The sequence below is a fragment of the Sphingomonas cremea genome, assembly GCF_021502585.1.
In the GTDB taxonomy this organism is placed as follows: Bacteria; Pseudomonadota; Alphaproteobacteria; order Sphingomonadales; family Sphingomonadaceae; genus Sphingomicrobium; species Sphingomicrobium cremea.
The window spans coordinates 1,110,308-1,134,524 of sequence record NZ_JAKFGM010000001.1 but is presented as its reverse complement, the minus strand read 5'-3'; the positions used below and the strand labels follow the sequence as shown (position 1 = coordinate 1,134,524).

The following is a 24,217-nucleotide window of genomic DNA, read 5'->3' as shown; positions in this document are numbered from 1 at the left end:
GTCAGAACAGGCGGGAGGCACCCAGATGAAATCGAAGCTTAGATCCTTGGCGTTCTATTCCATGACGGCGTTGACGCCGGTCGCGGCAGGGACCCTGTCAGCCGCGCCGGCCCAGGCACAGCAGGCGGCCCGGCCGAACATCCTCGTCATCATGGGCGACGACATCGGCGGCTTCAATATCAGCGCCTATAACCGTGGCATGATGGGCTATCGTACGCCCAATATCGACAGCATCGCGAACGACGGGTGCCTGTTCACGGATTGGTACGCCCAGCAGAGCTGCACCGCAGGACGCGCGGCATTCATCACCGGCCAATCGCCGATCCGGACCGGCCTGACCAAGGTCGGTTTGCCAGGCGCGAAGGAAGGCATGACGGAGGCGGATCCGACGATCGCGACACTTTTGAAGGCGCAGGGCTATGCGACCGGCCAGTTCGGCAAGAACCATCTTGGCGACGCGGATTCAACGCTGCCGACCAACCACGGCTTCGATGAGTTCTTCGGCAACCTTTACCACCTCAACGCCGAGGAAGAGCCGGAGAATGTCGACTATCCGAAGAACCCCGAGTTCAAGAAGCATTTCGGACCGCGTGGCGTGATCCACAGCTATGCCGGCGGATCCATCACGGACACCGGTCCGCTGACCAAGAAGCGAATGGAAACGGTCGACGAGGAAGTCACCGGCGCGGCGCTCGGCTTCATGGAAAAGAGCGTGCAGGAGGGCAAACCCTTCTTCGTCTGGTGGAACTCCACCCGAATGCACATCTTCACCCACCTGAAGCCGGCGTCGGAAGGGCGGACCGGACAAGGGATCTATGCCGACGGCATGGTCGAGCATGATGCCATGGTTGGGCAGCTGCTGGCCAAACTGAAGGAGTTGGGCGTCGATCAGAATACGATCGTCGTCTACACCACCGACAACGGCGCCGAGACATTCACCTGGCCCGACGGCGGCACCACCATGTTCCGAGGCGAGAAGAATACCCAATGGGAAGGCGGCTATCGCGTGCCCGCGATGGTTCGCTGGACGGGGGTCTGCAAGCCGGGCACCGTCGTCAACGACATTGGCAGCCATGAAGACTTCCTGCCGACCCTGGTCGCCGCAGCCGGCAACCCCAACGCCACCCAGTCATTGCTGGCCGGCCAGAAGATCGGTGAGCGGAATTACAAGGTACACCTTGACGGCTACGATCTGGCGCCTGCCATGCGGGCGCGGAGCGAAGGCCGCACCGACGTCGCATGGCCTCGGCAGGAGTTCCTGTACTGGACCGACGACGGAAGCGTTGCGGCACTGCGTTTCAACGACTGGAAGATCACATTCCTCGAGCAGCAGGCCGAAGGCTTGAAGGTCTGGCAGGAACCATTCGTCCAGTTACGGGCACCCAAGATCACCAATTTGCGGATGGATCCGTTCGAGCGCGCCGAAGAAGAAAATGCGATGGGTTATCAGCGCTGGTACATGGAACGCATGTTCATGATCGCGCCCGCCGGTGCATATGTCGGGCGTTGGTTACAGAGTTTTCGCCAGTTCCCGCCTCGCATGAAACCAGGCAGCTTCAACCTCGACCGGGTCATGGAGGAAGTGTCGAAGCCGCAGGGTACGGGTAGCTGATAGCGGCGCTGCCAGCGCCTGCTACAACAAGGCATTCCTTAACCCGTGAGGGAATGGTGTGCATCCCGGGCGGGCGCTGCATCGCAGGAGGGGGCGGGGCGTAACTTAGAAATATCGATCCGCCCTCGATTCCGACCTGTCATGGCGGCTTGGACAATTTCCTGTTGTGCTGCGGGGCCGCCTCAGCGCACGATGCGGTGCTATGCCCGACAACCATGCCCCGCGCACGATCAGCACGACCAAGTTCTGGCAGGCATATGGGCGTCGTCGCTACGCGATCCTATTCTATGCGTTGCTGCTGATGCTTGTGGCCGAGCCAGTCGCGGCAAGCTTCAACACTCCGCCAATCGTAATCAAGCTGCTGGTCGCCACCTGCCTCTTGCTCGCCGTGCTGCCCAACGCGACCAAGCGAAGCCGGCGCTTTCTTATCGGCGCCATCCTGTTGCTGATCCTGGTCCGCCTAGTGTCAGAGCGTGACGATGTCCCGATCCACTTCGGCATAGTGCTTGCCTTGTTTGCACTGACGGGGTTGGTCGCCGCCGGCGGAACGCTTCGCTTCGCAGTGACATCCCCGAAGGTCGACGGCGAGACGATCCACGCTGCCTTGAGTACCTACCTGCTCGCCGGCCTGTTCTTTGGCGTTCTCTATTCGGCCATCGAATTCAGTTGGCCGGGCAGCTTCACGGGGCCAGACAAGTTTACCGATTCCAGCGCGACCTATTACAGCTTCGTCACCTTGGCGACGCTGGGTTACGGCGACTTCCTGCCTCGCTCGGAACTGGCGCGAGGCATCGCCACGCTCGAGGTCATTGGCGGACAGCTATATCTTGCGGTCATGGTCGCTCGCCTCATCGCTGCATTCGAATTGGTAAAGAAGCCCTAGCGCCGACCTACGCAGCCATCTGCCCGGCATGGGCTCGCTCGATTTCCAGTTTAAGACCGCTTTCCACGCATTGGGCTCATCACCCTGCGCGAAGTCGAAGCAGGCACAGCTGCCAACTACTCAATGACTATTGCGAGCCAGCCGCTTTTTGAACCGCTTGGCTCATCTGGGGGCGCGCGCTGGCCCACGCTTCGTCCCTGCAAGGCTTAGTCATTTCCTCGCCATAAGAGGGTATCGGTGTCGGAATAGCGCACATCTCCATGACAGCCTGGTCGACGCGTTTTTCCATCGCTTGCTGACCGGCAGCAGATTTGAGATCCAGGTCACCGATGTAGACGGACCGCATCAGCCGATCACGCGATGGCGGCAACCCTCGAACGACAATAATCTCATGTTCTTGAGCAGTTGTTTCCGGCACCTGTGCGACTGCCGGGCTTGAAGTCGCAGCTAGACCAATCAGCGCCAACAATGCGAGTTGGGGATTTGGCATCTAACGTCTCCCTTCCTGTATGCTTCAAATGCAGCCAAGGGCACAGGGCCGAATATACGGAATTCCCCGGAGTCAGCAGCCAACAACTGGCTTCTGCTTTTGTCGGTCAGCTTATGGAACCACGGCATCTTCAAGGCGCGTAATTGAGCGAGACAAAATCTACCGGCACAAGGACGCCATCGGCCACGAAAAATACGACTTATTTATTGAATTTAATATCCGATTTCCGCGCTTTGCCCCCGGAACGGGAGATTAATTCCCGCCGCACGCGGCTTGCGTCAGGCAACTGATCCTCTGGGCCTTTTCGGTTTCGTCACGATCTTGCCGGCGTTTTTCTGCCCATTCGGCGCGCGTCGCACAAACGCGTTTGGTCGCAAGCCTGCTGCCGACCGGCTTAATGGTCACTCAGACCTTTTCATTGGGATCGGGCGGTTTCTTGGCCGTGTCGGGTTGGGCCACGGCATTGGTTGCCAAGAAAAGGCCGGTTGTGGCCAGCGCTGCCAAGGGAGGCCTGCCAAGCATAGGAACCTCCTTGCAAGCGGGCATTGGCGCACGGCTCATCCGAGTACGCAACCTCTATTCGACAAACGTGAGTGGGACGTTGCCGCTCCGTCCTAGCCATGGGCTAACGAAGCGCGAACTGAGTTCATGGCAAGCCGCCCCGGTTTCCCGAGGCGGCAGCCGTTTCATCGTGGAGGCAAGCGGGGCCTAGGCGGATGCGTGCCCCTGGCTATGCAATCGGTTGGAGCGATGCATCATCGCGGCTTCGTCGACCATTCGGTCCGGCAGGCCCGCGTCGGCATCGACCGGTTCAGCCTCGCCCGCCGCGACCTGACGGTCGCGCTGGTCGAAGAAGGCGGCTCGCTTCAGCCGCTTCTTCAGCGAAAGTGAAGGGTTGTCGGGAGTCGGGCCGCGCATCGCGCGATCGACATGGCTCTCGGTAGAGCCGCTTCCTGCATTTTGCATGTTCATCGTCATCATGAAGACACAACAACCGCCGGGGCGCCTTGGTCCCACGTTTCCGACGACGCGAGGGTCGGCAGCGCCAGGCCGACGACTTCGTTTGATCGGCAATTTCTGGATCTGATCAGGGTTTGCCCGGATTATTGGGCCATTAGCTGGCGGCTAACCTTCAGGGAGGGGAAGGCGCGCCGGGGCGGCCGGGGCGGACCAAACCGATCGGAGCCAAACGCCCCGGGGAGAGCGACATGCTGCAAAGCTTCGAAGAATGGCTTGCGACGGTACCCCTGTGGATGTTCGCATTCATATTATTCGGCGGAATGTTTGCGTCCTCTGCCACCGGAACCTGGCTTCGCAAGCGCCTTGACCGAAGCAAGGGAACTGATGGGAAATCCCGGGAGGAGGAAAGCGGCCAGCAGGCGCTGATGGTTTCGTCGGTAATGGGGCTGCTGGCCCTGCTGGTCGGCTTCACTTTTTCGATGGCGGTGGATCGTTACGACGCGCGGCGCCTCAACGTGCTGTATGAAGCAAACACCATCGGCACGACATATTTGCGCAGCCAATTGCTGGAGGAGCCGCACAGGGCGCGATTGAGCAAGCTGTTGGTTGATTACACCGATGTGCGCATCGATCTCGCCACCGCGACGCGACGTCCCGATGCGAAAAAGCTTTCTGAAGAAAGCGACCGGCTGATCGCCGACTTATGGACAGCCACTGTGGCTGCGTTTCCATCGATGCGGCCATATGATTTTTCAAACTCTTACCTGCAGGCGATGAACGCGCTGATCGACATGGACTCGGCCCGACGGGCCGGCCGTTCGGCCCATGTGCCATCCGAGGTATTCCTGGTCCTTCTCCTCTATCAGTTCGTCGCGGCGGGGGTGGTCAGCTATGTGCTGATCCGCCACCGGGGACGGGGGATCGCGATTTTCCTGTTCATACTGTTCGGGATCGCCTTCCTTCTGGTCCTCGATATCGATCGGCCAACCAGCGGCGGGATCAAGGAATCGCAGCTGCCGATGCTGCAGCTTCGTGAGTTCATGAAGGCCCAGCCGCCGGAGTCGTTCGATCGGTTCAACCTGCCCGCGAAGGTCCCACCCGAGGCACAATGATCAAAGGAGCGCGGGAGTACAGCGCTGATTGAAAGGGCCGATAATGGACAGCGTCGAGAAGCAGGAAAGCCCCTTCGATACACCGGCATTGGAACTGGCTTCCTGCCAGGCATCGCTTGCATTCGAGCGCACGCTGATCAGCCTCGATCAATCCTTGATGGGCGCGGTCCGAACGTCTTTGGCGCTGATTACCTTTGGGTTCGCGATGGTTCTGTTCTTCCACGAGCTGAGCGGGCAAATCGGCGTCAACCTACGCGTCCCCGCACGCAATTTCGGGCTGGGCCTGGTGGTGATCGGGATAGGATTGGTGCTGATCGGGCTGCTCGGGCATCAAAAGCGCTTCACCGAACTGCGGCACAAGATGGACGACCTGCATAGCAGGAAGCTGCTGATCGAAGGCTGTCCCTATAAGCATTCGCCAATTGCGATAGTCGCCCTGCTGCTTTTACTCGCGGGCCTATTCGTCATGGCGGGGATTGTGGTGCGAATGGGGCCGTTCAAATAATATTAGTGCGAACCATATCGGTAAAAATATCTTGACATCGTCACGCTGATCTGGCACATCATCATATTGAGAATTGCGAGTCGGGCCGGCCTTCCAAGGTTCGGCCCGTTTTTGTTGGCGTTCAGGCTGGAGGGGCGAAGTTTGGCGAAAGGGCTGCAGCTCGGGGGAAGCAAGAAACCCCAGATGCGGGTGCCGGAAGGCCGTAGCTGGACCGCGAAGAAGGAGCGCATGTTCCTCTCGTCACTGGCCGAGACCTGCAACGTCAAGCTGTCGGCCAAGCACGCAGGCGTTTCGCACAATTGTGTCTATGAGCGTCGCAACAAGAACGCCTCGTTCCGTGCCTCTTGGGATGCGGCGCTGGCAACCGGTTATGCGCAGCTAGAGATCATGATGCTGGAGCGCGCGCTTCACGGCGTGGAGAAGACCGTGGTTACGCGAAACGGAACGACGGTGGTGATGCGCGAATATAGCGACCGCACGGCGCTGGCCCTGCTGCGGATGCATCGCGAAAGTGCGACCATCGCCAACGAGAGCGTGGACGATGGCGAGTGGCAGGAAGCGCGAGATCGGATTGTCGCCAGGCTGCAGCGGATCAGGGAGCGCGACCAAGAGGTTGAAACGAAATCGGCGGCGGACCGGGTCGAGCTGGTCCGCTGGGGATTGGGTGGGCGATGAAGCCCAAATTGGGGCCCCAGGATGCATTATGCCTGTCGCGGATGAGCCCCGAGCAGCTGCAGGAGCTTTTGTCGAAGTGCCGGCCCAGGGGCCTGCTGTTGCTCGATGCCGCATTCGAAATGTGGGCTTCGAAGGGGCAGATTGCGCCGAGTGGCGACGGCTGGCGGGTTTGGCTGATGATGGCCGGCCGCGGGTTCGGCGCTCTTCCCGGCGGCCAACCTTGGACTGTCGCTGGGCTATCCCTCTCTAAAATGGAAGGAACTGCACATCGGTTCGGCCGGGGGGATCAAGGTTGACGGGGCGAAGGTAGTGGGAGCGCAGGGCGCAGCGGTGCCCGACGCCAGCGGCGGGACGACGGTCGACGCCGAAGCACGAGCCGCGATCAATTCACTGCTGGCGAAATGCCGGGCGCACGGACTGATCGCGGCATGAAGCGACCCGTCGCATTAAGAAGCGGGCGCTCGACGAGGAGGAAATAGGCGATTCCGGCAGCCATGCCGGCGGCAAGTGCGCCGACAAGTACCAGGGCCCAGGATCCCGCAAACAGGCGCCCGGCGATGGAAATGGCAGGGCCGTGAACGAGGTAGATGGAGTAGGAGGCTGCGCCGAGGAAGATGAGCCAACGGGGGACAGCCAGCCTGCCGGTGGCTTCGGCCCCGACCATCCGCCAAACGAGGAGGGCACAACTCGCACCAACCAGGATCGACCACTCCCTGGACATGCCGATGGCAAGCCAGAGCAACGCGGGAATCGCAGCGAAAGGCAATGGAGGCGGGCGTCGGTGCAGGAACGTTGCGACACCAACGCCCATCAGGAATTCGAGATTGACGATCGCGAGCGGGATGGCGTCCAAGTGGAAGACGGCCGAGTTGAGGATGATGGCAATGCCCCAAATTGCGAGGGTGAGACCGACGCGATTGCAGAACCATGCCACCCCAAAGACGAAATAGAACAGGACCTCATGCTGTAGCGTCCAGGCCACGGTCAGTGCGGGCGACGAAATGGGCAGAAGGGTCAGTGTCGCAAGCCATGACCAGCTGCCGTCACGGCCGCCAATGGCGGGAAGGAACGCATAGATTAGCGCGATGGCGAGGCCGATCGGCAGGTAGGGGATGTAGATCCGCCTGGCCCGCGCGGCGGCATAGGAGCGCGCGGTCTTCGAGCGGCCGACGGTCGAGTGATAGATGATGAAACCCGACAGGACGAAAAAGAAGTCGACCCCAAGGTAACCGAGTTCGAGCCAGCGCTGGCCCGCGAACGGGCCGCGAAAGTCGCGTGCCGCCAAGGATGCATGGTGGATGACAACCGCGATTGCCGCGATCCCGCGCCCCGCCTGCAGGATTTGAATGGTGGCGCTACGGGACGACACGACGGCCCAGCCTAGTGGCTGTCAACCGGAGGTCAACCGGCCGGAAGCAGATGCCGACCGCCCAGTAAAAGGAGACGAGCGAATGGCCATTTCCGCCAATGCGATTGGCGACGCCAGTATTTCCCAGCCTGCCCCGAAATCCGGCGGCAGGAAGGTGGCTCCAAATCGGAAGCTGGTTGCGCTCGGCGACCGGCATGCCGTGCCCGAGCCGCGCTGACGACATCCAGATATCCAAGGAACAAGCATGACGCTTTTGCTCAAGGACCCGGAGGCGACGCTCGATTACAGCGTCGACTGGGGCTGTGAATATCTGGCGGGCGACGCGCTGGCATCAAGCGACTGGGCGATCAGTCCCGCCGAAGTGGGCGGTGTGTCGGTCGTCAGCAGCCGGTTCGACCTTCTTATGGCCGCCGTGCAGGTCGAGGGAGGGATCGCCGGCCGGCTGTATCGGCTGGCCAATCATGTGGTGACGGTCGAGGGGCGTGAGGACAGCCGGTCGATCATGTTGCGCGTGGAGAAACGCTGATGATTGCGACCAATATTGCCGAAGCGGCCGTCAGAATGGCCGAGGCACAGGCCTATGCGCGGGTCGAGACGGGCGAGGAGGAAGCGCGGCCGGCGCCCTGTTGACCGCCACTGCCCATGGCGTCGGCGACGTGCCGCCCTTGCCAAGTGCGCAGCGATTGGTGAGTGGCGAGAGCCAGCGCCCAATATCGCCTTGTCATCTCAAGGTGTTGCGCGAAAGCACCGCGCTCCATTTGCAATGGACCCGTCGCAGTCATCGAGGATGGAGTTGGGTCGATAGCGCAGGCGACGCTGACGACCCGTTCGCCGAGCTTTACCGGCTGACGATTGCCGGGCCGGCGGGGCAGGTGTTGGTCGAGTGCGCCACATCTACCGCGAGCGTCAGTCTGAGCGAACTGCCGGCCGTACCGGGCCAAATGGTTACGCTAAGCGTGGCGACAGTCGGACCAATGGCGCCGTCACACGTGGCGTTCGCAACCTTCATGATTTGAAAGGCACGACATGGATCAAACCCCTCGCTTCGCATTGCCGCATCTGTACCCGGGACAGACCCAGAAGGAATGGTTCCACAATGAGGCTCTCCAGCGCATCGATGTACTGCTTTGCCCCGCGGTTGACGGCCCAGCGATGACCTCGCCCCCCGCCAGTCCCGCGGTCGGCGCCTGCTTCCTGATAGCCAGCGGAGCGACCGGGGCGTGGGCCGGAAAGGACGGGTCGCTGGCCGCCTTTACCGACGGCGGGTGGCGGTTCGTTGCGCCGGTCGAGGGAGCGCAGGTGCTGGACCGGTCAAGCGGGCAATCAGTCATTTACAGAGAGGGAAGCTGGGAAACCGGGATCGTCCGGGCGCAGGAGATACGCATCGATGGGCTGACGATCCTGCGCGATCGCCAGCCGGCAATCGCCGATCCGGCCGGCGGAAGCATCGTCGACGGCCCATGCCGGGCGGCGGTGGCAGCGATGCTGACCGCACTTCGAACCCATGGCCTGATCGCCTAGCGGGCCAATGCTGGGGGCATGGCGGACGATGTATTCGCAAGTGCGGCATTTGGGCAACAGACTGGAGAATTGTAATCTTGCACCGCAACGGACCCTCTCATAAGGTGTTCGGGCAGTTCTGTTTCGGAACTCACGTGAAAGGGGATATCTATGCGGAAGCTGGCCATTATGGCAGCGCTTGCTTCGACCGCGCTGGCGACCCCAGCTGTCGCTCGCGACAATAGCTGGTACGTCGGCGTCGAAGGCGGCGCGATGATCGTCGAGGACACCAGGCTCGACTTCGATATCGACGACGGCGAATTCGTCGACAGTATCAACGATGCAGTCATTGTTGATTATAACACCGGGATCGATCTCGACCTTGTTGGCGGGTACGACTTCGGCGGGTTCCGCCTTGAAGGCGAACTCGGCTGGAAGCGGGCTTCGGTTGGCGACGTGACGTTCGCCGGTCCGTTGGTCGACAGCACGTCGGACTTTACGTTCAATGCTGACGGTCATGGCAATGTCCTGTCGGCAATGGTCAACGGCCTGCTCGACTTCGGCGACGACGATGGCTGGAGCGGCTACGTTGGCGGCGGTATCGGCTGGGCCAAGGTCAAGTACAGCTTCGACACCGACGATATCCTGAGCAGCGATGTCAGTGACAGCGACACCGGTGTCGCGTGGCAGGCCATCGCCGGCGTCCGTCGGGCGATCAGCCAGAACATCGACCTGGGCGTCAAGTATCGCTTCTTCAACACCACGACCATGACGTTTGGCGACAGGCATGATGGTGGGCGGCTTGAAGGCCGGTATCGGTCACACTCGCTGCTGGCGAGCTTGATCTACAACTTCTACACGCCGCCGCCGCCTCCGCCGCCGCCTCCGCCACCGCCTCCGCCGCCCCCACCGGCGACGCAGACGTGCCCGGACGGCTCGGTGATCCTGGCGACGGACGCATGTCCGCCACCGCCGCCGCCGCCGCCGCCGCCGCCGCCTCCTCCGGAACCGGAACGCGGTTAAGCCAAGCAGGCTTAGGCTAAAAGTTACCCCGGGAGCGCTTTGGCACTCCCGGGGTTTCTTTTTGCGCGTTGCCCGGGGACATGGTGCGCCCTAAGCCTTGCCGGTAATGATCAGCGAGGCGAGCCATATGTTGAAGCAGTTGATTGCCGGATCCCTCTTGGTTGCGATTTGCGGGACGGCCGCGTGCCAACAACCCGCCGCGGCGCCGATCGGTGAGACCCCGGCGCAGGCTACCATGCCGGTTCCCTTTCCGATTGCCGGGCCGAACGGTGAGCCGCGCGGGTTCGCCAGCTTCTTCAGCGATGGAAAGCGCACGGCGATCAAGGTCGAAGCCGAAGGACTGGCACCCGGCGCGCACGGAATCCATCTGCATTCGGTGGGGCGCTGCGACGGCCCTGATTTCAAGAGCGCGGGGCCGCACTGGAACCCAGCGGGGCGGCAACATGGGCATGATAACCCGCAAGGCGCGCACCTGGGCGACCTTCCCAATTTGGTGGCAGGGGCGGACGGCAAGGCGACCGCGAGCTTCACGATCGAGGGGGATATGGCTGATGCGGACGGCACCAGCCTGGTGATCCACGCCAAGCCTGACGACAATAAGACGGACCCAAGCGGCAACAGCGGCGACCGGATCGCCTGCGCCGCACTGACGACGCCGGCTGGCCAATAAGAGCGGGATGAACTCGGCAAGGATCATCTTCTACGACTGGCCCTATTCGCCCTTCTGCATGAAGGTGCGGGCGATCCTTGATTACAAGCAGCTAGAATATGAGCGGGTGAACCCGGTCGGGCGCATCGGTGCGATCCGGCGGCGGGGCGGAATTGGCAAGGTCCCGGCGATCGAGATCGATGCTGAGCTGATCGTCGATAGCACCGACATTGCCCATGAGCTCGACCGGCGCTTTCCCGACCCGCCGTTGCTACCAGTCGATCCGCGAGAGCGGGCGTTATGCCATGCGATCGAGGATTGGGCCGATGAGAGCCTCTATTTCATCGGGCTCTATTATCGCTGGTATGAGGCGGAGGGACGCAAACCCATCCCGCGCGCATTTGGCCAGTCGCCGATGGGGCGGATTACCTATCGTTTCTACCTGAGGCGGATCCTGGGACAGCTGCGCGGGCAGGGGACTTCGCGGAAGGCCCCGGAGCATGTGGCGCGCGACCTGGAGCGTCATTTGGACGCGATCGAGGCGATGCTGACGCCGGGGCCATATCTTTTGCCGGAGCCCCATAGGGGTGCTCACTTGTCCCCCGAACAAGCTGCGCGCCCCTATCTGTGCGATTTCGCGCTGTGGGGGCAGCTAAATTATCTGAGCCGCACGCCGGTCGGCGGGAAGGCGATCAAGGGACGACCGGCAATCCAAAACTATTTCGAACTCATGGCCCTGCGCTAGCAATCGCTATTTGCCGAGGCACTTCTTGCAGGGAGTGTCGTCCAACTTGCAGCCGTTGTTGGCGCGGCAATATTTCTGCTGCTCGGTCAGCACACGCTTTGACGATGGCGAAGACATGCCGGAGGCTTGCGGAGCTACCTGGGAAGCCGGCGGTTGCCTCGGCTTGTTGTCTCTTGGCTGTGCCACGGCGGCCGTGGCGAGCGCCGAGGCGGCGCAGGCCGCGACCAGGCAGGAGGCAATCGCCCGCGTCAGGGGCGTCAGCATTGCGCCACACATGGAGCCGACTTTTTCTCCACAACAGTGCCGTTGAAGGTGTCGACGATCTCGTCGAAGCAGCCCTCCGGCGTTTGAACACGGCGCAGGAGCCGGCGGCTGTCGAGGAACTTCTGACAGAGCACGGTCGCGGTCTGGGCGCGATGGAACATCGATGCGGCTGGCCTGGAAAGGCCGAACGGCGCCAGGCCGGACAATGTCGTGGCACTAGCGGTCGGGATGACCGACGCTTCCGACGGTGTAATTTTCACCACCACGTCGTCGAGCGCCAACCAGCGCATGAACCGCTTGTTATCCGGCGTCACGGCCTGCACGAAAATGTCGCCGCTATTGCAGATCGTCGCATCGATCTTCACGTCGTTCGGGCTGTTATACCAGGCAAAAGGTGCGGCGGAGCAGCTGAGATTGCGCTGCCATAATGCCGCTTGCTTGAGTGCTTCTTGCAAACGATCCTGGGCGACGTTCAAACGATGCGCCTGATATTTTTCGATCCACTGCGGCACCGCAGTGATCAGGGCGATCGCCAGCGTCGGATAGACAAGGATCGATTGCCAGACGCTTCTTCTCGATCGGCCGCTACTTGTTTGTCTGGGCTTATTCGCTGCGCTTGTGGCCATTGGACCCTCCCAAGCCTTCCGAGCGCTGTATTAAATAGCAGGTCACGTCATTTTTGTGAACTATAGGTTAACAAAAACAATGAGGCCGGACGGCGGCGGCCCGTCGCCTTATCGGTTGCAGTAGCTTATGATCGGTCGTCGGGGGCATATGAAAACACTCCGCCATAGCGCCTCGATCGCTTCGCTCTCGCGATGCTGCGGCATCGCCGAGGCTTGCTCGCTTACTCCATATGAAGCTGCGGCTAGGCGCCGCGCCGTGGTCGGTGTCTCATGACTCCCTTTGAATTCGTATTCTCGTTGCTGGTGATCCTGCTCAGCCTTGCGCTGGCCGAGGTGCTTGGCGGGCTGGCGCGCGTGGTCAAGCGGCGGCCGAAGATCAGGGTCGGCCTGGCGACCTGGCTGCTGGCGACCTGGGTGACGACCGAAACGATCCTGTTCTGGAGGGTCGTGTGGCGGGCCCGCGATTTCCTGACCGACCAGTCGGCGGTGCTGTTCGCCGGATTTATCGTCACCGCGGCCTGCTATTTCGCCGCCGCCCTGGTGTTTCCCGACGATCTTGAGGGGCGAACCAGCCTCGACGATTATTTCGCGCAGGAGAAAGCGAAGGTGATCGGCGCGCTGCTCGCGGCCAATGCGCTGGCGTTCGGGTTGCGCCCTGCCGCCATGGGCTGGGCGTCGTGGAGCTACATCGAATGGTGGGGTTGGATCCTGCTCTGCTTGCTCTTCGCGGCGGGGATCGTGGCGATCGTGACTAAGCGGCGGACCTTGGCGATCGCCGGCCTGGCGGTGCTGGTCGCGATCGACCTGCTCGACCCGATCGAGAGCATCATCGTGCGGAACTAACGCTCCGCCGCCGCGCAATGAGTGGAATTCCACGGAAATCCGGCTAATCTTCGCGTCATGCCGGTGAAGGGATCATGCCATTGCGGCGCCGTCCGCATAGAAGTGCCGCATGCGCCGGAGTGGGTGGGATCGTGCAACTGCTCCTTGTGCACCAAGACCGGCTGGCTGGTGGCTTATTACCCCGATGCGGACGTCAAGGTGGAGGGGGAGACCGTCGCCTACGTGTGGGGCGACCGCATGATCGGCATCCACCACTGCCCCACCTGCGGCTGCGGGACGCATTGGAAGACGCTGGGCGAGGATTTCGGCAGGATGGGCGTCCATGCCCGGCTGCTGGACGGGTTCGACGCGAGCAAGGTTGAAGTGAGACTGTTCGACAACGCTTGAAGCTGTCGCTGAGGGGAGAACAAGGGCGGCATTGACGTTTTCGCAACCGAGTGGGCATCATTTGTCCGCAATGCCTCCTGAAATACTCACGCTAATCGATCATCCCTTGTCGCTGATCGCAGTATTATTTGTCGGCGCACTTGCCGGGATGATGGTCGAGCAATTTGTCAGCAAGCAACGCCGTGAGGCGTGGAAGCGCAAGAATGAATGGCGCTGGAAGAATAAGGGCAAGGTGAAGGCAGGGCCGTGGACGCCGAAACCCGACGCGGCGCCGGCCAAGGTCCCCGATGCAGCGGACCAGTTGCGGACGGTAATGAAGGCCGATTTCAAGGCGCAGCCGCTGCTCAACAAGAGCGAGACGCGGCTGTTCAAGGCGTTGGACAAGATGGTGATCGAGATGCGCCCCGGATGGCAGGTGATGGCGCAAGTCAGCCTGGGCGAAATCCTCAAGTGCGAGGACAAGGACGCCTACCTCTGCATCAATTCAAAGCGCGTCGACCTGCTGATCGTCGATGGCGACTGCAAGCCCATCCACGCAATCGAATATCAGGGCAGAGGGCACTTCAAGGGCGCGCACCACACCGCCGCGCGCGACGCGGTCAAGAAGGAAGCGCTGCGGCGGGCGGGGATTGGTTATGTCGAGGTGGTTGCTGGTGACACGCCTGCGGAATTGCGGCGAGTGGTGGAGCGGTTGGTGCGGCAATGATCGTCTGCCTGGGATGGGGCTCGCTAATTTGGCGACCCAAGAAATTACCTCTTGTGGATCCTCATCCGCTTGCCTGGAATCCCGACGGACCGAAGTTACCAATCGAGTTCCTCCGCCAATCAAGCAATGGCACTCTCACATTGGTCATAGATAAAGGCGCGGCGCCCCTTCCGGTACTTTGGGCTCCTTTACGGACAGCCAACTTGCAGGAGGCAGTGGAAGCCTTGCGAAGGAGAGAGCGTGCGCCAGTTGACCGAGTAATTGGACGTTGGCCGAGCAACAGCAGCTACGAATTTGCCAATGTCATTGGAGAGTGGGCGCAAGAGCGGGAACTCAAGGGCGTCGTCTGGACCGACCTAAAGGCTCAGTTTGATGGGAAGCGCGGCGTGGGGCCCTCGCGGGTTGAAGCTATTGAATATCTCAACGGTCTGTCGCGGTGGAAGCGTGTCCTTGCTGAAACGTATGTTCGTCGAGCGCCAATGACGATCGACACACCTTACCGCCGCGCGATCGCGCAGAAATTGGGTTGGCAGCCAGTTCCATTGACGCAACCCGTTGAAGACGCATAGCCTCTGCCCTGCTCGGGTAAGGGGGTAATGCGTGCTGGAGAAAACTGCCGTCGACCGAGCGTTGCTGCATTTAACATCCCTCGGCGACACCGACATTTTTCCTTCGCCTTTCGAGTTCGTCTTCTATTCTGAGAAGTCCGAGGAAATTTCGAAACGCGTATGCGAACTTGATCCGTCGAAATATGCACCAAAGAGTTGCATCGAGATTCTCTGCCCCAAGCGAGAACTCGCCTATCGAATAGCGCAGCAACTCTATCCAGCTGACACCTTACTTTACACTAGCGCTGTCATTCAGATTGCACCTTCAATCGAGGCAATGCGCCTTCCGATTGAAAAGGGACCATTTTCATATCGATTCATTGAAAATCCGGAGGAACCTCGCCTCTTTTCAGAAGCTTCCGGGTTTCACGATTGGCTGCTTCATGTTCGAGACGTTTGTACAAACAGCAATCCGTTCGCCGACGTGCGATACGTAATTGAAACCGATATCTCGGATTTTTACTCGCACATTTACTTTCATCGCCTAGAGCACGTTTTGGATGATTGTGGCGCGCCAAATATCGTCCGAAAGATCATCGAAGGTATTATCAAGCACAGTCGAGCAAGGCAGTCGTACGGGCTTCCTGTCGGTACCTCGGCGTCACGGCTTCTAGCCGAAGGTCTACTGAACGATACCGATCAGATGCTGGCCGAACGATCCAGCGGTTACACACGCTACGTCGATGATTTCAGGATCGTCGTAGACCATCAGAGCGCAGTTCACAGTACACTCTGCAAGCTGGCAGAACATCTCATGCTTACCGAAGGATTGGCTCTCAATGCTAGTAAGACACGAACATATAGCACTGATGAGGCAGTAGAGCAGGTTGAGAGAAAACTCTCCGACGTGTTTAACGATGCTGAACTCGCGTCCCTAAACAAGTATATTCGACAAGTTTATGACGATGAAGAGGTGTCCGTTGAGGAAATAGAGGACGTAGAACCAGAAGCTCTTGGGCAGAAGCTCGTAGAGGTATTATCAAGAGACTCAACAGATTATGCAGCCGTCCGTGTCATCCTCAAGGCGCTTAGGGCGGTTGAATATCCAGATCCTTTGGGGTTGATTGAGAGCACATTCCAGCTTCTCTACTACGTCCCGCGAGACTATTGCATACTAGTTGGAGCTTTTGCCCAAAGAAGCAGTGACCTGGCGCCAGAGATCGCCGAAAAAATGGTCAGTTTGCTGGAGACACAACCGTTCTCTGAAATGACGCTTTCACGGGTCTGGGTTACTCATCTCTTTGTTTCCCAGGCGCTGCCGATCACTCGAGCACTTCTCAATAGACTAAAGTTATCGGAATCGACGCTTGAGAAGCGTCAGAGGTTGCTCCTGCTTGGCGTTCTCAATGATCGTAATTATTTTCGGGAGAGTAAAACCAGGTTCGACGAAGCTAGCGATTGGGAAAAGCCAGCGTTACTCTTTGGAGCGTCCTGCCTTTCAAAAGGCGAATACGCTACCTGGCTGAACACGGTCAAAGGACACATCACAGACCCGTTCGGCGATATCTACCGAAGCTGGCTGGAAACAAATCAAGGTGAGTTGTTTTCAAAGCTAAAGGTTCAGTTTGCCGTGAAATCCAAGGCTGAAAGAATAGCAGAGTTGTTCGACGACCTGCCATTCTGAAGCGAACCTGATTTCTACCTACTTCGCCGCCAGCAGGTCCGGCTCGTCCGCCGCAACGCGTTTGGCGCGTTTGCTCGGCTTGGGCACCTTCACCGGTTCGGAACTGACGGGCGTTTTCGCCAGCGTCTCCCGCAGATACTGCCCCGTGAAGCTCCGTTCGTTCGCCGCGACCGCCTCCGGCGTTCCCTCGGCGACAATCTCCCCGCCGTTGACCCCGCCGCCCGGACCCAGGTCGAGGACCCAATCCGCCGTCTTGATGACGTCGAGGTTGTGTTCGATCACGACCACGGTGTTGCCCTGCTCGACCAGCGCGTGGAGGACGTCGAGGAGTTTGCGGACGTCTTCGAAGTGGAGGCCGGTGGTGGGCTCGTCGAGGATGTAGAGGGTCTGGCCGGTGGCGCGGCGGGACAGTTCCTTCGACAGCTTGACCCGCTGCGCCTCGCCGCCGCTAAGGGTCGTCGCCTGCTGCCCGACCTTGATGTAGCCGAGGCCGACTTCGGCCAGCATGGCCATCTTGTCGCGGATGCCGGGGACCGCCTTGAAGAATTCGACCGAGTCTTCGACCGTCATGTCGAGCACGTCGGCGATGCTCCGCCCCTTGAACTTCACCTCCAGCGTTTCGCGGTTGTAGCGCTGGCCGTGGCAGACGTCGCAGGTGACATAGACGTCGGGGAGGAAGTGCATCTCTATCTTCAGCAGGCCGTCACCGGTGCAAGCCTCGCAGCGGCCGCCCTTGACGTTGAAGCTGAACCGGCCGGGCTTGTAGCCGCGGGCCTGGCTTTCGGGGAGGCCGGCGAACCAGTCGCGGATCTGGGTGAAGGCGCCGGTGTAGGTCGCTGGGTTGGAGCGCGGGGTGCGGCCGATCGGCGACTGGTCGATGTCGATGACCTTGTCGAGATGTTCGAGCCCGGTGATGCGGTCATGCTTGCCGGCGAGGATGCGCGCGCCGTTCAGGGTGCGGGCGGCGGCGGCGTAGAGTGTGTCGATGGTCAGCGACGACTTGCCGCTGCCCGAGACGCCGGTGATGCAGGTGAAGGTTCCGAGCGGGATGGACGCGGTAACGTTCGCCAGGTTGTTGGCGGTGGCGCCATGGACGGTGAGCTTCTTGCCGGTGCCCTTGCGGCGGACCCCGCGCATCGGAATGTGGCGGCGGCCGGAGAGATAGTCGGCGGTGAGGCTGTCCTCACAGGCGAGCAGGTCGTCGAGCGTTCCGGCGCAGACCACTTCGCCGCCATGAACGCCCGCGCCGGGGCCCATGTCGATGACATGGTCGGCGGTGCGGATCGCATCCTCGTCATGTTCGACCACCAGCACGGTGTTGCCGAGGCCGCGAAGGCGCTTCAGCGTTTCGAGGAGGCGATCATTGTCCTTCTGGTGGAGGCCGATCGACGGTTCGTCGAGGACATAAAGCACGCCCGACAGGCCCGAGCCTATTTGCGACGCAAGGCGGATGCGCTGGCTCTCGCCACCCGACAGGGTGCCGCTGGTGCGGTCGAGATTGAGGTAATCGAGCCCGACATTGTGGAGGAAGCCGAGGCGCTCGTTGATTTCCTTGAGGATGGCCTTGGCGATTTCGTTCTGGGTCGGGGTGAGGTGCCGGTCGAGGCTGGTGAACCAGGCCAGCGCGTCGGCGACCGAGCGGCGCGACGAGAGGGAGATATCCTCTCCGGCGATCTTGACCGCCAGCGGTTCGGGCCGGAGGCGGGCGCCGCCACAGGTCTCGCACGGGTGCGACGCCTGGTACTTGCTGAGCTCCTCCCGCATCCAGGCGCTTTCGGTCGACAGCATGCGGCGCTCGAGATTGCCGATCACGCCTTCGAACGCCTTCTTCACCTCATAGGATTTGCGGCCGTCGACGAAGCGAAGGGTGACGGGCTTGCCGCCGGTGCCGCGGAGGACGACCCGCTGGGCGTCCTCAGGGAGGTCCTTCCACGGCGTATTGAGGTCGAAATCGTAGGCGCGGGCGAGGCTGCCCAGCACCTGCATATAATAGGGGGAGGGCGGCTGGCTCTTGGCCCAGGGCACGACCGCGCCCTTGGCGATGCTGAGCGAATGGTTGGGGACCACGAGGTCCTCGTCGAACTCGAGCTTCTCGCCGAGCCCGTCGCAGGCAGGGCAGGCACCCTGCGGTGCGTTGAAGCTGAACAGCCGGGGCTCAATCTCGGCGATGGCGAAGCCGCTGACGGGGCAGGCGAATTTTTCGGAGAAAGTGATGCGGCCCTCGGGCGCGTTGGTGGCCAGCACCTGTCGCTCTGCCGCCGCTTCAAGGGCCGCGGCGACGCCGGTGCGCTCGCTTCCGGCAGGGTGGGGCACATCGGCCGGGTCGAGGTAGGCGAGGCCTTCGGCCAGCTTCAGCGCGGTCTCGAAACTGTCGGCGAGGCGGGTTTCGATGCCTTCGCGGATGACGATGCGGTCGACCACCACCTCAAGGTCGTGCTTGTACTTCTTGTCGAGCGCGGGGGCTTCCTCAATCTCATGGAAGACGCCGTCGATGCGCACGCGGGTGAAGCCGGCCTTCTGCCATTCGGCCAGTTCCTTGCGATATTCGCCCTTGCGGCCGCGGACGACCGGGGCGAGCAGGTAATGGCGCGATCCTTCGGGCAGCTTCATGGTCCGGTCGACCATCTGGCTGACTTGCTGCGCCTCGATCGGCAGGCCAGTGGCGGGGGAGTAGGGCACTCCGACCCGCGCCCACAGCAGGCGCATATAATCGTAGATTTCGGTGACGGTGGCGACGGTCGAGCGCGGGTTGCGGCTGGTCGTCTTCTGCTCGATCGAGATGGCCGGGGAGAGGCCGTCGATATGCTCGACATCCGGCTTCTGCATCATCTCCAGGAATTGGCGGGCATAGGCGGAGAGCGACTCCACATAGCGACGCTGTCCCTCGGCATAGATGGTGTCGAAGGCGAGACTGGATTTACCCGAGCCGGAGAGGCCGGTGATGACCGTCAGGCTTTCGCGCGGGATCTGGACGTCGATCCCCTTGAGGTTGTGCTCGCGCGCGCCGCGAACGGTTATGTGAGTCAGCATGGTTCCGTTATTTGTTCCACATTTGTTCGCTTGTCGCAAGTGCAACCGCCGCCAATAACGCTCTGCCGCAACGCGATTTCCGCGTCAAAACAATCATGTTCATCGAACGCAGGGCGTCTCTCGTCGATGGCCGTTAGATTCGCTGCCGCGAGCGTTCAGAGTCCCGCGTTCACGAATCCAGACAATCAGATGGGGGTCATCATGAGTGTTGCAAGGCTGCGGAATTTCCGCGCTGTCCGGAATTTGTTGCTTTTGGCGGCTGCGGCGCCGCTGGCGATGGCGGCGCCAGCCGCTGCGGCCGAGACGGCGGCTGCCGCCACCGACGGAAGCGTCCGTTTCGGAACCTGGGGCGTGGACCTCAGCTCTCGCGACCTCAAGGCTAATCCCGGCGACGATTTCGAGCGCTACGCCAGCGGCGCGTGGATGGATGTTACCGAGATCCCGGCCGACAAGTCGCAGAACGGCGTCGGATCGGAGCTCAGCGACCGCAACCAGGAACGGCTGAAGGAGATCGTCACCGGCGCTCCGACGGACAGCCAGCTTGGGGCGCTTTACGCGAGCTACATGAATGAGGCGCTGCTCGAGCAGCTTGGCGCGGCACCGCTGATGGCCGACCTCGCCCGGATCGACGCGATCAAGACCAAGGCCGACTTCACCAAGTCGATGGCAAGCAGCTTGTCCGACTTTGGCGGGACATTGTTCGCGGCTGGGCTGCTTCCCGACCCGGCCAACCCGACCATCAACATCGCCTTCATCGGAACGGCCGGGATGGGGCTGCCCGATCGCGACTATTACCTGCTGGACAAGTATAAGCCGCAGCGGGATGCCTATCGCGCCTACATCCAACGCACGCTTGAGCTGACGAATACGCCGAACGCTTCGGCAACGGCGGACGCGATCCTGGCGTTCGAAACGGAGATTGCGAAGCTGTCCTGGCCTCAGGCCGACCTTCGCGACCTCGATAAGCTCAACAATCCGATGACGCCGGCCCAGCTTGCGGCCTATGCCCCGGGCCTCGACTGGGATCGCTACCTGACGGATACCGGGGTCGTGTCGCCCAAGCTGATCGTCGGCGACAATACGGCGGTGAAGGCGCTGGCGGCGCTTTACGATAAGACGCCGCTCGACACGCTCAAGCTTTGGCAGCGGTTCAAGGTTGCCGACCAGGCTTCGGATTATCTGTCCAAGAAGTTCGTCGACAGCCGGTTCGAATTCACCAAGAGCCTGACCGGAGCAAAGGAGCTTCGCCCACGCTGGCGCCGCGGTATCGGCCAGATCGACGGCCGGCTCGGCGAAGTACTCGGCGAGACCTATGTACGGCGCTACTTCTCGCCAGAGTCTAAGGCGATGATGGAGCAGCTGGTCATCAACCTGAAAAAGGCAGCGGCGCTGCGGATCCAGGCCAATAGCTGGATGGAAGCCGCGACCAAGCAGGCCGCGATCGCCAAGCTCGACAAGATGGACGTGATGGTCGGCTATCCCGACAAGTTCCGCGACTATTCGAAGCTGGTGATGAAACCGGACGACCTCTACGGCAACGTCAAGCGCAGCGCGGCGTTCGAGTGGGACTATCAGCTCAGCGATCTGGGCAAGCCGGTCGACCGGAAGAAATGGTCGATGAGCCCGGCGACGGTGAACGCCTATAATGGCGGGCTGGAAAACAAGATCGTCTTCCCGGCCGGGATCCTCCAGCCGCCTTTCTTCGATCCGGAGGCCGATGCTGCCGTCAATTACGGTGCGATTGGCGCGATCATCGGCCATGAGATCATGCACGGCTTCGACGACCAGGGGCGGAAAATCGACGCCACGGGCGCAATCCGCGATTGGTGGACGCCCGCCGATGCCGCGCGGTTCAAGAAGCTGACCGATGAGCTCGGCAAGCAATATGCGGCCTATGAGGCGGCGCCGGGCGTGTTCATCAACCCCGACCTGACGATGGGCGAGAATATCGGCGACATGTCCGGCCTGGAGGTCGCTTATGAGGCGTATAAGATTTCGCGCGGCGGGAAGCCGGCGCCGGTGATCGACGGCCTGACCGGCGACCAGCGCTTCTTCCTGTCATTCGCCCAGGCGTGGCGCGGCGAACAGCGGGACGACGCGATCAAGACGCAGGTCGCTTCCGACCCGCACAGCCCGCGCCGGTACCGCGTGATAGGGCCGACCCGGAACCTCGACGCCTGGTACACGGCGTTCAACATCCAGCCCGGATCGAAGTTCTACATCCCGCCGGAGAAGCGCGTCAGGATTTGGTAGTCTCGCGAGCTTGCCAACCTCATGGCGCACGCTAGCGTGGGCGCCATGAGGAAATCTCGTCTTGGGCTGATTGGCCTTTCCGTCCTGCTGGCGTCCTGCGCCACAGTGCAATCTCCACAAGCGGCAGCTGACATCATCCTGCGCGGCGGGACGATTTACGACGGCTCTGGCGGGACGCCCTATGTCGGCGACGTCACGATCAAGGGTGACCGCATCGTCTGCGTGGGACGCTGTGCGGGCTCCGCGAGGCAAAGCATCGATGCCCGCGGGCTCGCGGTGGCGCCGGGTTTCATCAACATGTTGAGCTGGGCAGGCGAGACGCTGATCGCCGACGGGCGCGGGCAAAGCGACATTCGGCAGGGCGTGACTCTCGAGGTGATGGGTGAGGGCGAGTCCATGGGTCCCTGGAACGCCGAGATGAAGGCCAAGGAAGCCGAGCGTCAGGGCGACATCAAATATAACATCGATTGGACGAGCCTTGGCGAGTATCTCCAATATCTTGAGCGGAAGGGGGTTTCTCCAAACGTCGCCAGCTTTGTCGGCGCCACCACCGTCCGCGTACATGAGTTGGGCGAGGGCGACGTTGACCCGACGCCGGAGCAACTGGCGAGGATGCGGGCGCTCGTCAGGAAAGCGATGGACGAAGGGGCAATGGGGGTTGGCTCCTCATTGATCTATGCCCCGGCCAATTTCGCCGAAACGCCGGAGCTGATCGCGCTTACAAGCGAGGCCGGGCGCTGCGGCGGCATGTACATCAGCCACATGCGTGATGAAGGCCCCAAGCTGATCGAGGCGATCGACGAGCTGGTGCAGATTAGCGAGAAATCTGGCGCACCGGCGGAAATCTATCATTTCAAGCAATCGGGGCGCGAGAATTGGGGCAAGATCGACGCGGCGATCGGTCGCGTCGAGGCAGCGCGGGCTCGGGGCCTCAGGATTACGGCGGACATGTACACTTATCCGGCGAGCTCCACCGGCTTTGACGCTGCGATGCCGCTGTGGATCCAGGCCGGCGGGATCGAGCAATGGGTCGAGCGGCTCAAGGATCTGGCGCAGCGGGCGAAGGCGCTAGCTGAGATGAAGCGGCCGGACGCGTCGGAGAATAGCAAGCTTGTTGTCGACGAGCCGGACAAGGTGATCCTCGTGGGGTTCAAGACCGACCAGCTAAAACCGCTGACCGGCAAGACGCTAGGCGAAGTGGCGCGGAGCCGCGGGAAATCGCCCGAAGAGACCGTTGCCGACCTGATCGTCGAGGACGGGACGCGTATCCAGGTGGTCTATTTCGGAATGAGCGAAGAGAATGTCGCACGCGAAATTACGCTTCCGTGGATGAGCTTCGGGTCGGACGCGGCGGCAATGGCCCCGGAAGGAGTGTTCCTCAAGTCTAGCACCCATCCGCGGGCCTATGGGAATGTCGCGCGTTTGCTGGGTAAATATGTTCGAGACGAACAACGAGTGCCGTTGGCCGAGGCAGTCCGGCGCCTCTCAGCTCTACCGGCAAGCAATCTGGGCATAAACGACCGAGGCGCGCTCAAGCCCGGCTATTTCGCCGATATTGCGATATTTGATGCCGGCAAAGTTGCCGACCGCGCAACTTTTGCCAAGCCGCAGCAATATGCCATTGGCATGGTCCACGTTCTGGTCAACGGCGTCCAGGTGCTTCGCGACGGCGAGCATACCGGCGCTATCCCTGGACGCTTTGTGAAAGGGCCCGGCGCAGGGCGCTGTCGTTAGCCCAGCGGATATTCCGCTATCGCCTCGTAATAAGCGCCTTCGTGGCCGAGGCGGCTTTCATAGAGAATGAAGTGGTCAATCGTCTCGGGAGGGGCGCTGAGGCCGGCATGCGCTTCGAGCCAGGCCATAGGGTCGATGGCGGCCTTGCGTCGACGTGCAAGCGTGATGTGAGGGAGGAAGGCGCGACGATCTGGTACCATTCCAGCACCGACCAAGGCCCGGTCGACCTTCTTGTGGAGCGCTTCAAGCGGCTCACGCTCAGTCGCCCGAGCGAACAGCATGCCCTGGCGGCCCTGATCGAAAAAGCCGACTCCGTGCAGCCCGAGATCAACTGTCGAGGCGTGGATTGAGGCCAACGCGGATGCAATGTCCTCCGCCATCGGTCGCTCAACCTCCCCGATGAAGCGAAGCGTGAGGTGCAGCTGATCCTCGCGCTGCCAGGCCCAGCCGGGCGGGCCGCCGGCGATGGCGTCGAGGCAATGGCGGCGGAGGACGACCGAAGGCCGGAGCGCGACGAACAGGCGATGCATGGCGATGTCGTTAGTCGAATGGCCGACTTGCGGCGACCGGTTTTCCTTGAACAAGGGGCGAACATTGCCGATATATCGCGGAGTGAAGG

General features: G+C 61.4%; 26 protein-coding genes. 19 read left to right on the top strand and 7 right to left on the bottom strand.

Annotated elements, in window-relative coordinates:
• Nucleotides 1–61 precede the first annotated feature (61 nt).
• Both LVY65_RS05870 and LVY65_RS05865 read left to right on the top strand, forming a co-directional pair.
• The gene (locus tag LVY65_RS05870) at nucleotides 62–1,612 is read left to right on the top strand and encodes an arylsulfatase (protein ID WP_268828580.1); all 1,551 of its coding nucleotides are present in this window, start codon (nucleotides 62–64) and stop codon (nucleotides 1,610–1,612) included.
• A gap of 202 nt (nucleotides 1,613–1,814) precedes the next feature.
• Nucleotides 1,815–2,495, top strand: coding sequence for a potassium channel family protein (locus LVY65_RS05865; RefSeq protein ID WP_235067048.1), 681 nt, complete (start codon nucleotides 1,815–1,817; stop codon nucleotides 2,493–2,495).
• 127 nt (nucleotides 2,496–2,622) lie between these two features.
• Here the strand turns inward: LVY65_RS05865 and LVY65_RS05860 are convergent, their stop codons facing one another.
• Together LVY65_RS05860 and LVY65_RS05855 are read right to left on the bottom strand one after the other, a co-directional pair.
• A complete protein-coding gene (locus LVY65_RS05860) occupies nucleotides 2,623–2,985 on the bottom strand; it encodes a UrcA family protein (RefSeq protein ID WP_235067047.1) in 363 nt (120 codons plus the stop codon).
• A 708-nt stretch (nucleotides 2,986–3,693) separates the two neighbouring features.
• The gene (locus tag LVY65_RS05855) at nucleotides 3,694–3,966 is read right to left on the bottom strand and encodes a hypothetical protein (protein ID WP_235067046.1); all 273 of its coding nucleotides are present in this window, start codon (nucleotides 3,964–3,966) and stop codon (nucleotides 3,694–3,696) included.
• A 227-nt stretch (nucleotides 3,967–4,193) separates the two neighbouring features.
• Between LVY65_RS05855 and LVY65_RS05850 the strand changes: the two genes are divergently transcribed.
• The 3 genes from LVY65_RS05850 to LVY65_RS05840 all read left to right on the top strand — a co-directional run bounded on the left by LVY65_RS05850 (nucleotide 4,194) and on the right by LVY65_RS05840 (nucleotide 6,237).
• Nucleotides 4,194–5,057 (top strand): bestrophin-like domain, encoded by an 864-nt coding sequence (locus LVY65_RS05850; protein ID WP_235067045.1) that lies wholly within the window; start codon nucleotides 4,194–4,196, stop codon nucleotides 5,055–5,057.
• Nucleotides 5,058–5,100: 43 nt separating this feature from the next.
• Complete coding sequence (locus tag LVY65_RS05845; RefSeq protein ID WP_235067044.1) at nucleotides 5,101–5,562, top strand: DUF202 domain-containing protein; 462 nt, start codon at nucleotides 5,101–5,103, stop codon at nucleotides 5,560–5,562.
• A gap of 141 nt (nucleotides 5,563–5,703) precedes the next feature.
• On the top strand, nucleotides 5,704–6,237 hold the full coding sequence (locus LVY65_RS05840) for a hypothetical protein (protein WP_235067043.1): 534 nt from the start codon (nucleotides 5,704–5,706) through the stop codon (nucleotides 6,235–6,237).
• A gap of 382 nt (nucleotides 6,238–6,619) precedes the next feature.
• Here the strand turns inward: LVY65_RS05840 and LVY65_RS05835 are convergent, their stop codons facing one another.
• Nucleotides 6,620–7,606: an acyltransferase family protein gene (locus LVY65_RS05835; protein WP_235067042.1), complete on the bottom strand. Its 987-nt coding sequence runs from the start codon at nucleotides 7,604–7,606 to the stop codon at nucleotides 6,620–6,622.
• Nucleotides 7,607–7,688: 82 nt separating this feature from the next.
• Here LVY65_RS05835 and LVY65_RS13210 point away from each other — a divergent pair, with 82 nt between their 5' ends.
• The 7 genes from LVY65_RS13210 to LVY65_RS05800 all read left to right on the top strand — a co-directional run bounded on the left by LVY65_RS13210 (nucleotide 7,689) and on the right by LVY65_RS05800 (nucleotide 11,523).
• Nucleotides 7,689–7,823, top strand: a complete 135-nt coding sequence (locus tag LVY65_RS13210; protein WP_268828579.1) for a hypothetical protein — start codon at nucleotides 7,689–7,691, stop codon at nucleotides 7,821–7,823.
• A gap of 27 nt (nucleotides 7,824–7,850) precedes the next feature.
• Nucleotides 7,851–8,132, top strand: a complete 282-nt coding sequence (locus LVY65_RS05830; RefSeq protein ID WP_235067041.1) for a phage fiber-tail adaptor protein — start codon at nucleotides 7,851–7,853, stop codon at nucleotides 8,130–8,132.
• A gap of 100 nt (nucleotides 8,133–8,232) precedes the next feature.
• On the top strand, nucleotides 8,233–8,622 hold the full coding sequence (locus LVY65_RS05825; RefSeq protein WP_235067040.1) for a hypothetical protein: 390 nt from the start codon (nucleotides 8,233–8,235) through the stop codon (nucleotides 8,620–8,622).
• Nucleotides 8,623–8,632: 10 nt separating this feature from the next.
• Nucleotides 8,633–9,127 (top strand): DUF2793 domain-containing protein, encoded by a 495-nt coding sequence (locus tag LVY65_RS05820; protein WP_235067039.1) that lies wholly within the window; start codon nucleotides 8,633–8,635, stop codon nucleotides 9,125–9,127.
• A 150-nt stretch (nucleotides 9,128–9,277) separates the two neighbouring features.
• Nucleotides 9,278–10,129, top strand: coding sequence for an outer membrane protein (locus LVY65_RS05815; RefSeq protein ID WP_268828578.1), 852 nt, complete (start codon nucleotides 9,278–9,280; stop codon nucleotides 10,127–10,129).
• Between the two features lie 106 nt (nucleotides 10,130–10,235).
• The gene (locus tag LVY65_RS05805; RefSeq protein ID WP_235067038.1) at nucleotides 10,236–10,799 is read left to right on the top strand and encodes a superoxide dismutase family protein; all 564 of its coding nucleotides are present in this window, start codon (nucleotides 10,236–10,238) and stop codon (nucleotides 10,797–10,799) included.
• A 7-nt stretch (nucleotides 10,800–10,806) separates the two neighbouring features.
• On the top strand, nucleotides 10,807–11,523 hold the full coding sequence (locus tag LVY65_RS05800) for a glutathione S-transferase family protein (RefSeq protein ID WP_235067037.1): 717 nt from the start codon (nucleotides 10,807–10,809) through the stop codon (nucleotides 11,521–11,523).
• Between the two features lie 6 nt (nucleotides 11,524–11,529).
• Here LVY65_RS05800 and LVY65_RS05795 read toward each other — a convergent pair whose 3' ends face one another.
• Nucleotides 11,530–11,787, bottom strand: a complete 258-nt coding sequence (locus tag LVY65_RS05795) for a hypothetical protein (RefSeq protein ID WP_235067036.1) — start codon at nucleotides 11,785–11,787, stop codon at nucleotides 11,530–11,532.
• Nucleotides 11,781–12,413 (bottom strand): hypothetical protein, encoded by a 633-nt coding sequence (locus LVY65_RS05790; protein WP_235067035.1) that lies wholly within the window; start codon nucleotides 12,411–12,413, stop codon nucleotides 11,781–11,783. The genes LVY65_RS05795 and LVY65_RS05790 overlap by 7 nt, the downstream gene beginning before the upstream one ends.
• A 270-nt stretch (nucleotides 12,414–12,683) precedes the next feature.
• On the opposite strand from LVY65_RS05790, the gene LVY65_RS05785 reads away from it, so the two are divergent.
• The 5 genes from LVY65_RS05785 to LVY65_RS05765 all read left to right on the top strand — a co-directional run bounded on the left by LVY65_RS05785 (nucleotide 12,684) and on the right by LVY65_RS05765 (nucleotide 16,581).
• Nucleotides 12,684–13,256 (top strand): hypothetical protein, encoded by a 573-nt coding sequence (locus tag LVY65_RS05785; protein ID WP_235067034.1) that lies wholly within the window; start codon nucleotides 12,684–12,686, stop codon nucleotides 13,254–13,256.
• A gap of 57 nt (nucleotides 13,257–13,313) precedes the next feature.
• On the top strand, nucleotides 13,314–13,643 hold the full coding sequence (locus tag LVY65_RS05780; RefSeq protein WP_235067033.1) for a GFA family protein: 330 nt from the start codon (nucleotides 13,314–13,316) through the stop codon (nucleotides 13,641–13,643).
• A 70-nt stretch (nucleotides 13,644–13,713) separates the two neighbouring features.
• Nucleotides 13,714–14,349, top strand: coding sequence for a DUF2726 domain-containing protein (locus LVY65_RS05775; protein WP_235067032.1), 636 nt, complete (start codon nucleotides 13,714–13,716; stop codon nucleotides 14,347–14,349).
• The gene (locus tag LVY65_RS05770) at nucleotides 14,346–14,918 is read left to right on the top strand and encodes a hypothetical protein (protein WP_235067031.1); all 573 of its coding nucleotides are present in this window, start codon (nucleotides 14,346–14,348) and stop codon (nucleotides 14,916–14,918) included. The genes LVY65_RS05775 and LVY65_RS05770 overlap by 4 nt, the downstream gene beginning before the upstream one ends.
• Before the next feature lie 31 nt (nucleotides 14,919–14,949).
• Nucleotides 14,950–16,581, top strand: coding sequence for an RNA-directed DNA polymerase (locus LVY65_RS05765; RefSeq protein ID WP_235067030.1), 1,632 nt, complete (start codon nucleotides 14,950–14,952; stop codon nucleotides 16,579–16,581).
• Nucleotides 16,582–16,599: 18 nt separating this feature from the next.
• Here the strand turns inward: LVY65_RS05765 and uvrA are convergent, their stop codons facing one another.
• Nucleotides 16,600–19,611, bottom strand: a complete 3,012-nt coding sequence (gene uvrA / locus LVY65_RS05760; RefSeq protein WP_235067029.1) for an excinuclease ABC subunit UvrA — start codon at nucleotides 19,609–19,611, stop codon at nucleotides 16,600–16,602.
• Nucleotides 19,612–19,854: 243 nt separating this feature from the next.
• On the opposite strand from uvrA, the gene LVY65_RS05755 reads away from it, so the two are divergent.
• Nucleotides 19,855–21,864, top strand: a complete 2,010-nt coding sequence (locus tag LVY65_RS05755) for a M13 family metallopeptidase (protein WP_235067028.1) — start codon at nucleotides 19,855–19,857, stop codon at nucleotides 21,862–21,864.
• A gap of 45 nt (nucleotides 21,865–21,909) precedes the next feature.
• Nucleotides 21,910–23,598, top strand: a complete 1,689-nt coding sequence (locus LVY65_RS05750) for an N-acyl-D-amino-acid deacylase family protein (protein WP_235067027.1) — start codon at nucleotides 21,910–21,912, stop codon at nucleotides 23,596–23,598.
• Here LVY65_RS05750 and thpR read toward each other — a convergent pair.
• A complete protein-coding gene (gene thpR / locus LVY65_RS05745; RefSeq protein ID WP_328282484.1) occupies nucleotides 23,595–24,182 on the bottom strand; it encodes an RNA 2',3'-cyclic phosphodiesterase in 588 nt (195 codons plus the stop codon). The two genes, LVY65_RS05750 and thpR, sit on opposite strands and share 4 nt — an antisense overlap.
• Nucleotides 24,183–24,217: the final 35 nt, after the last annotated feature.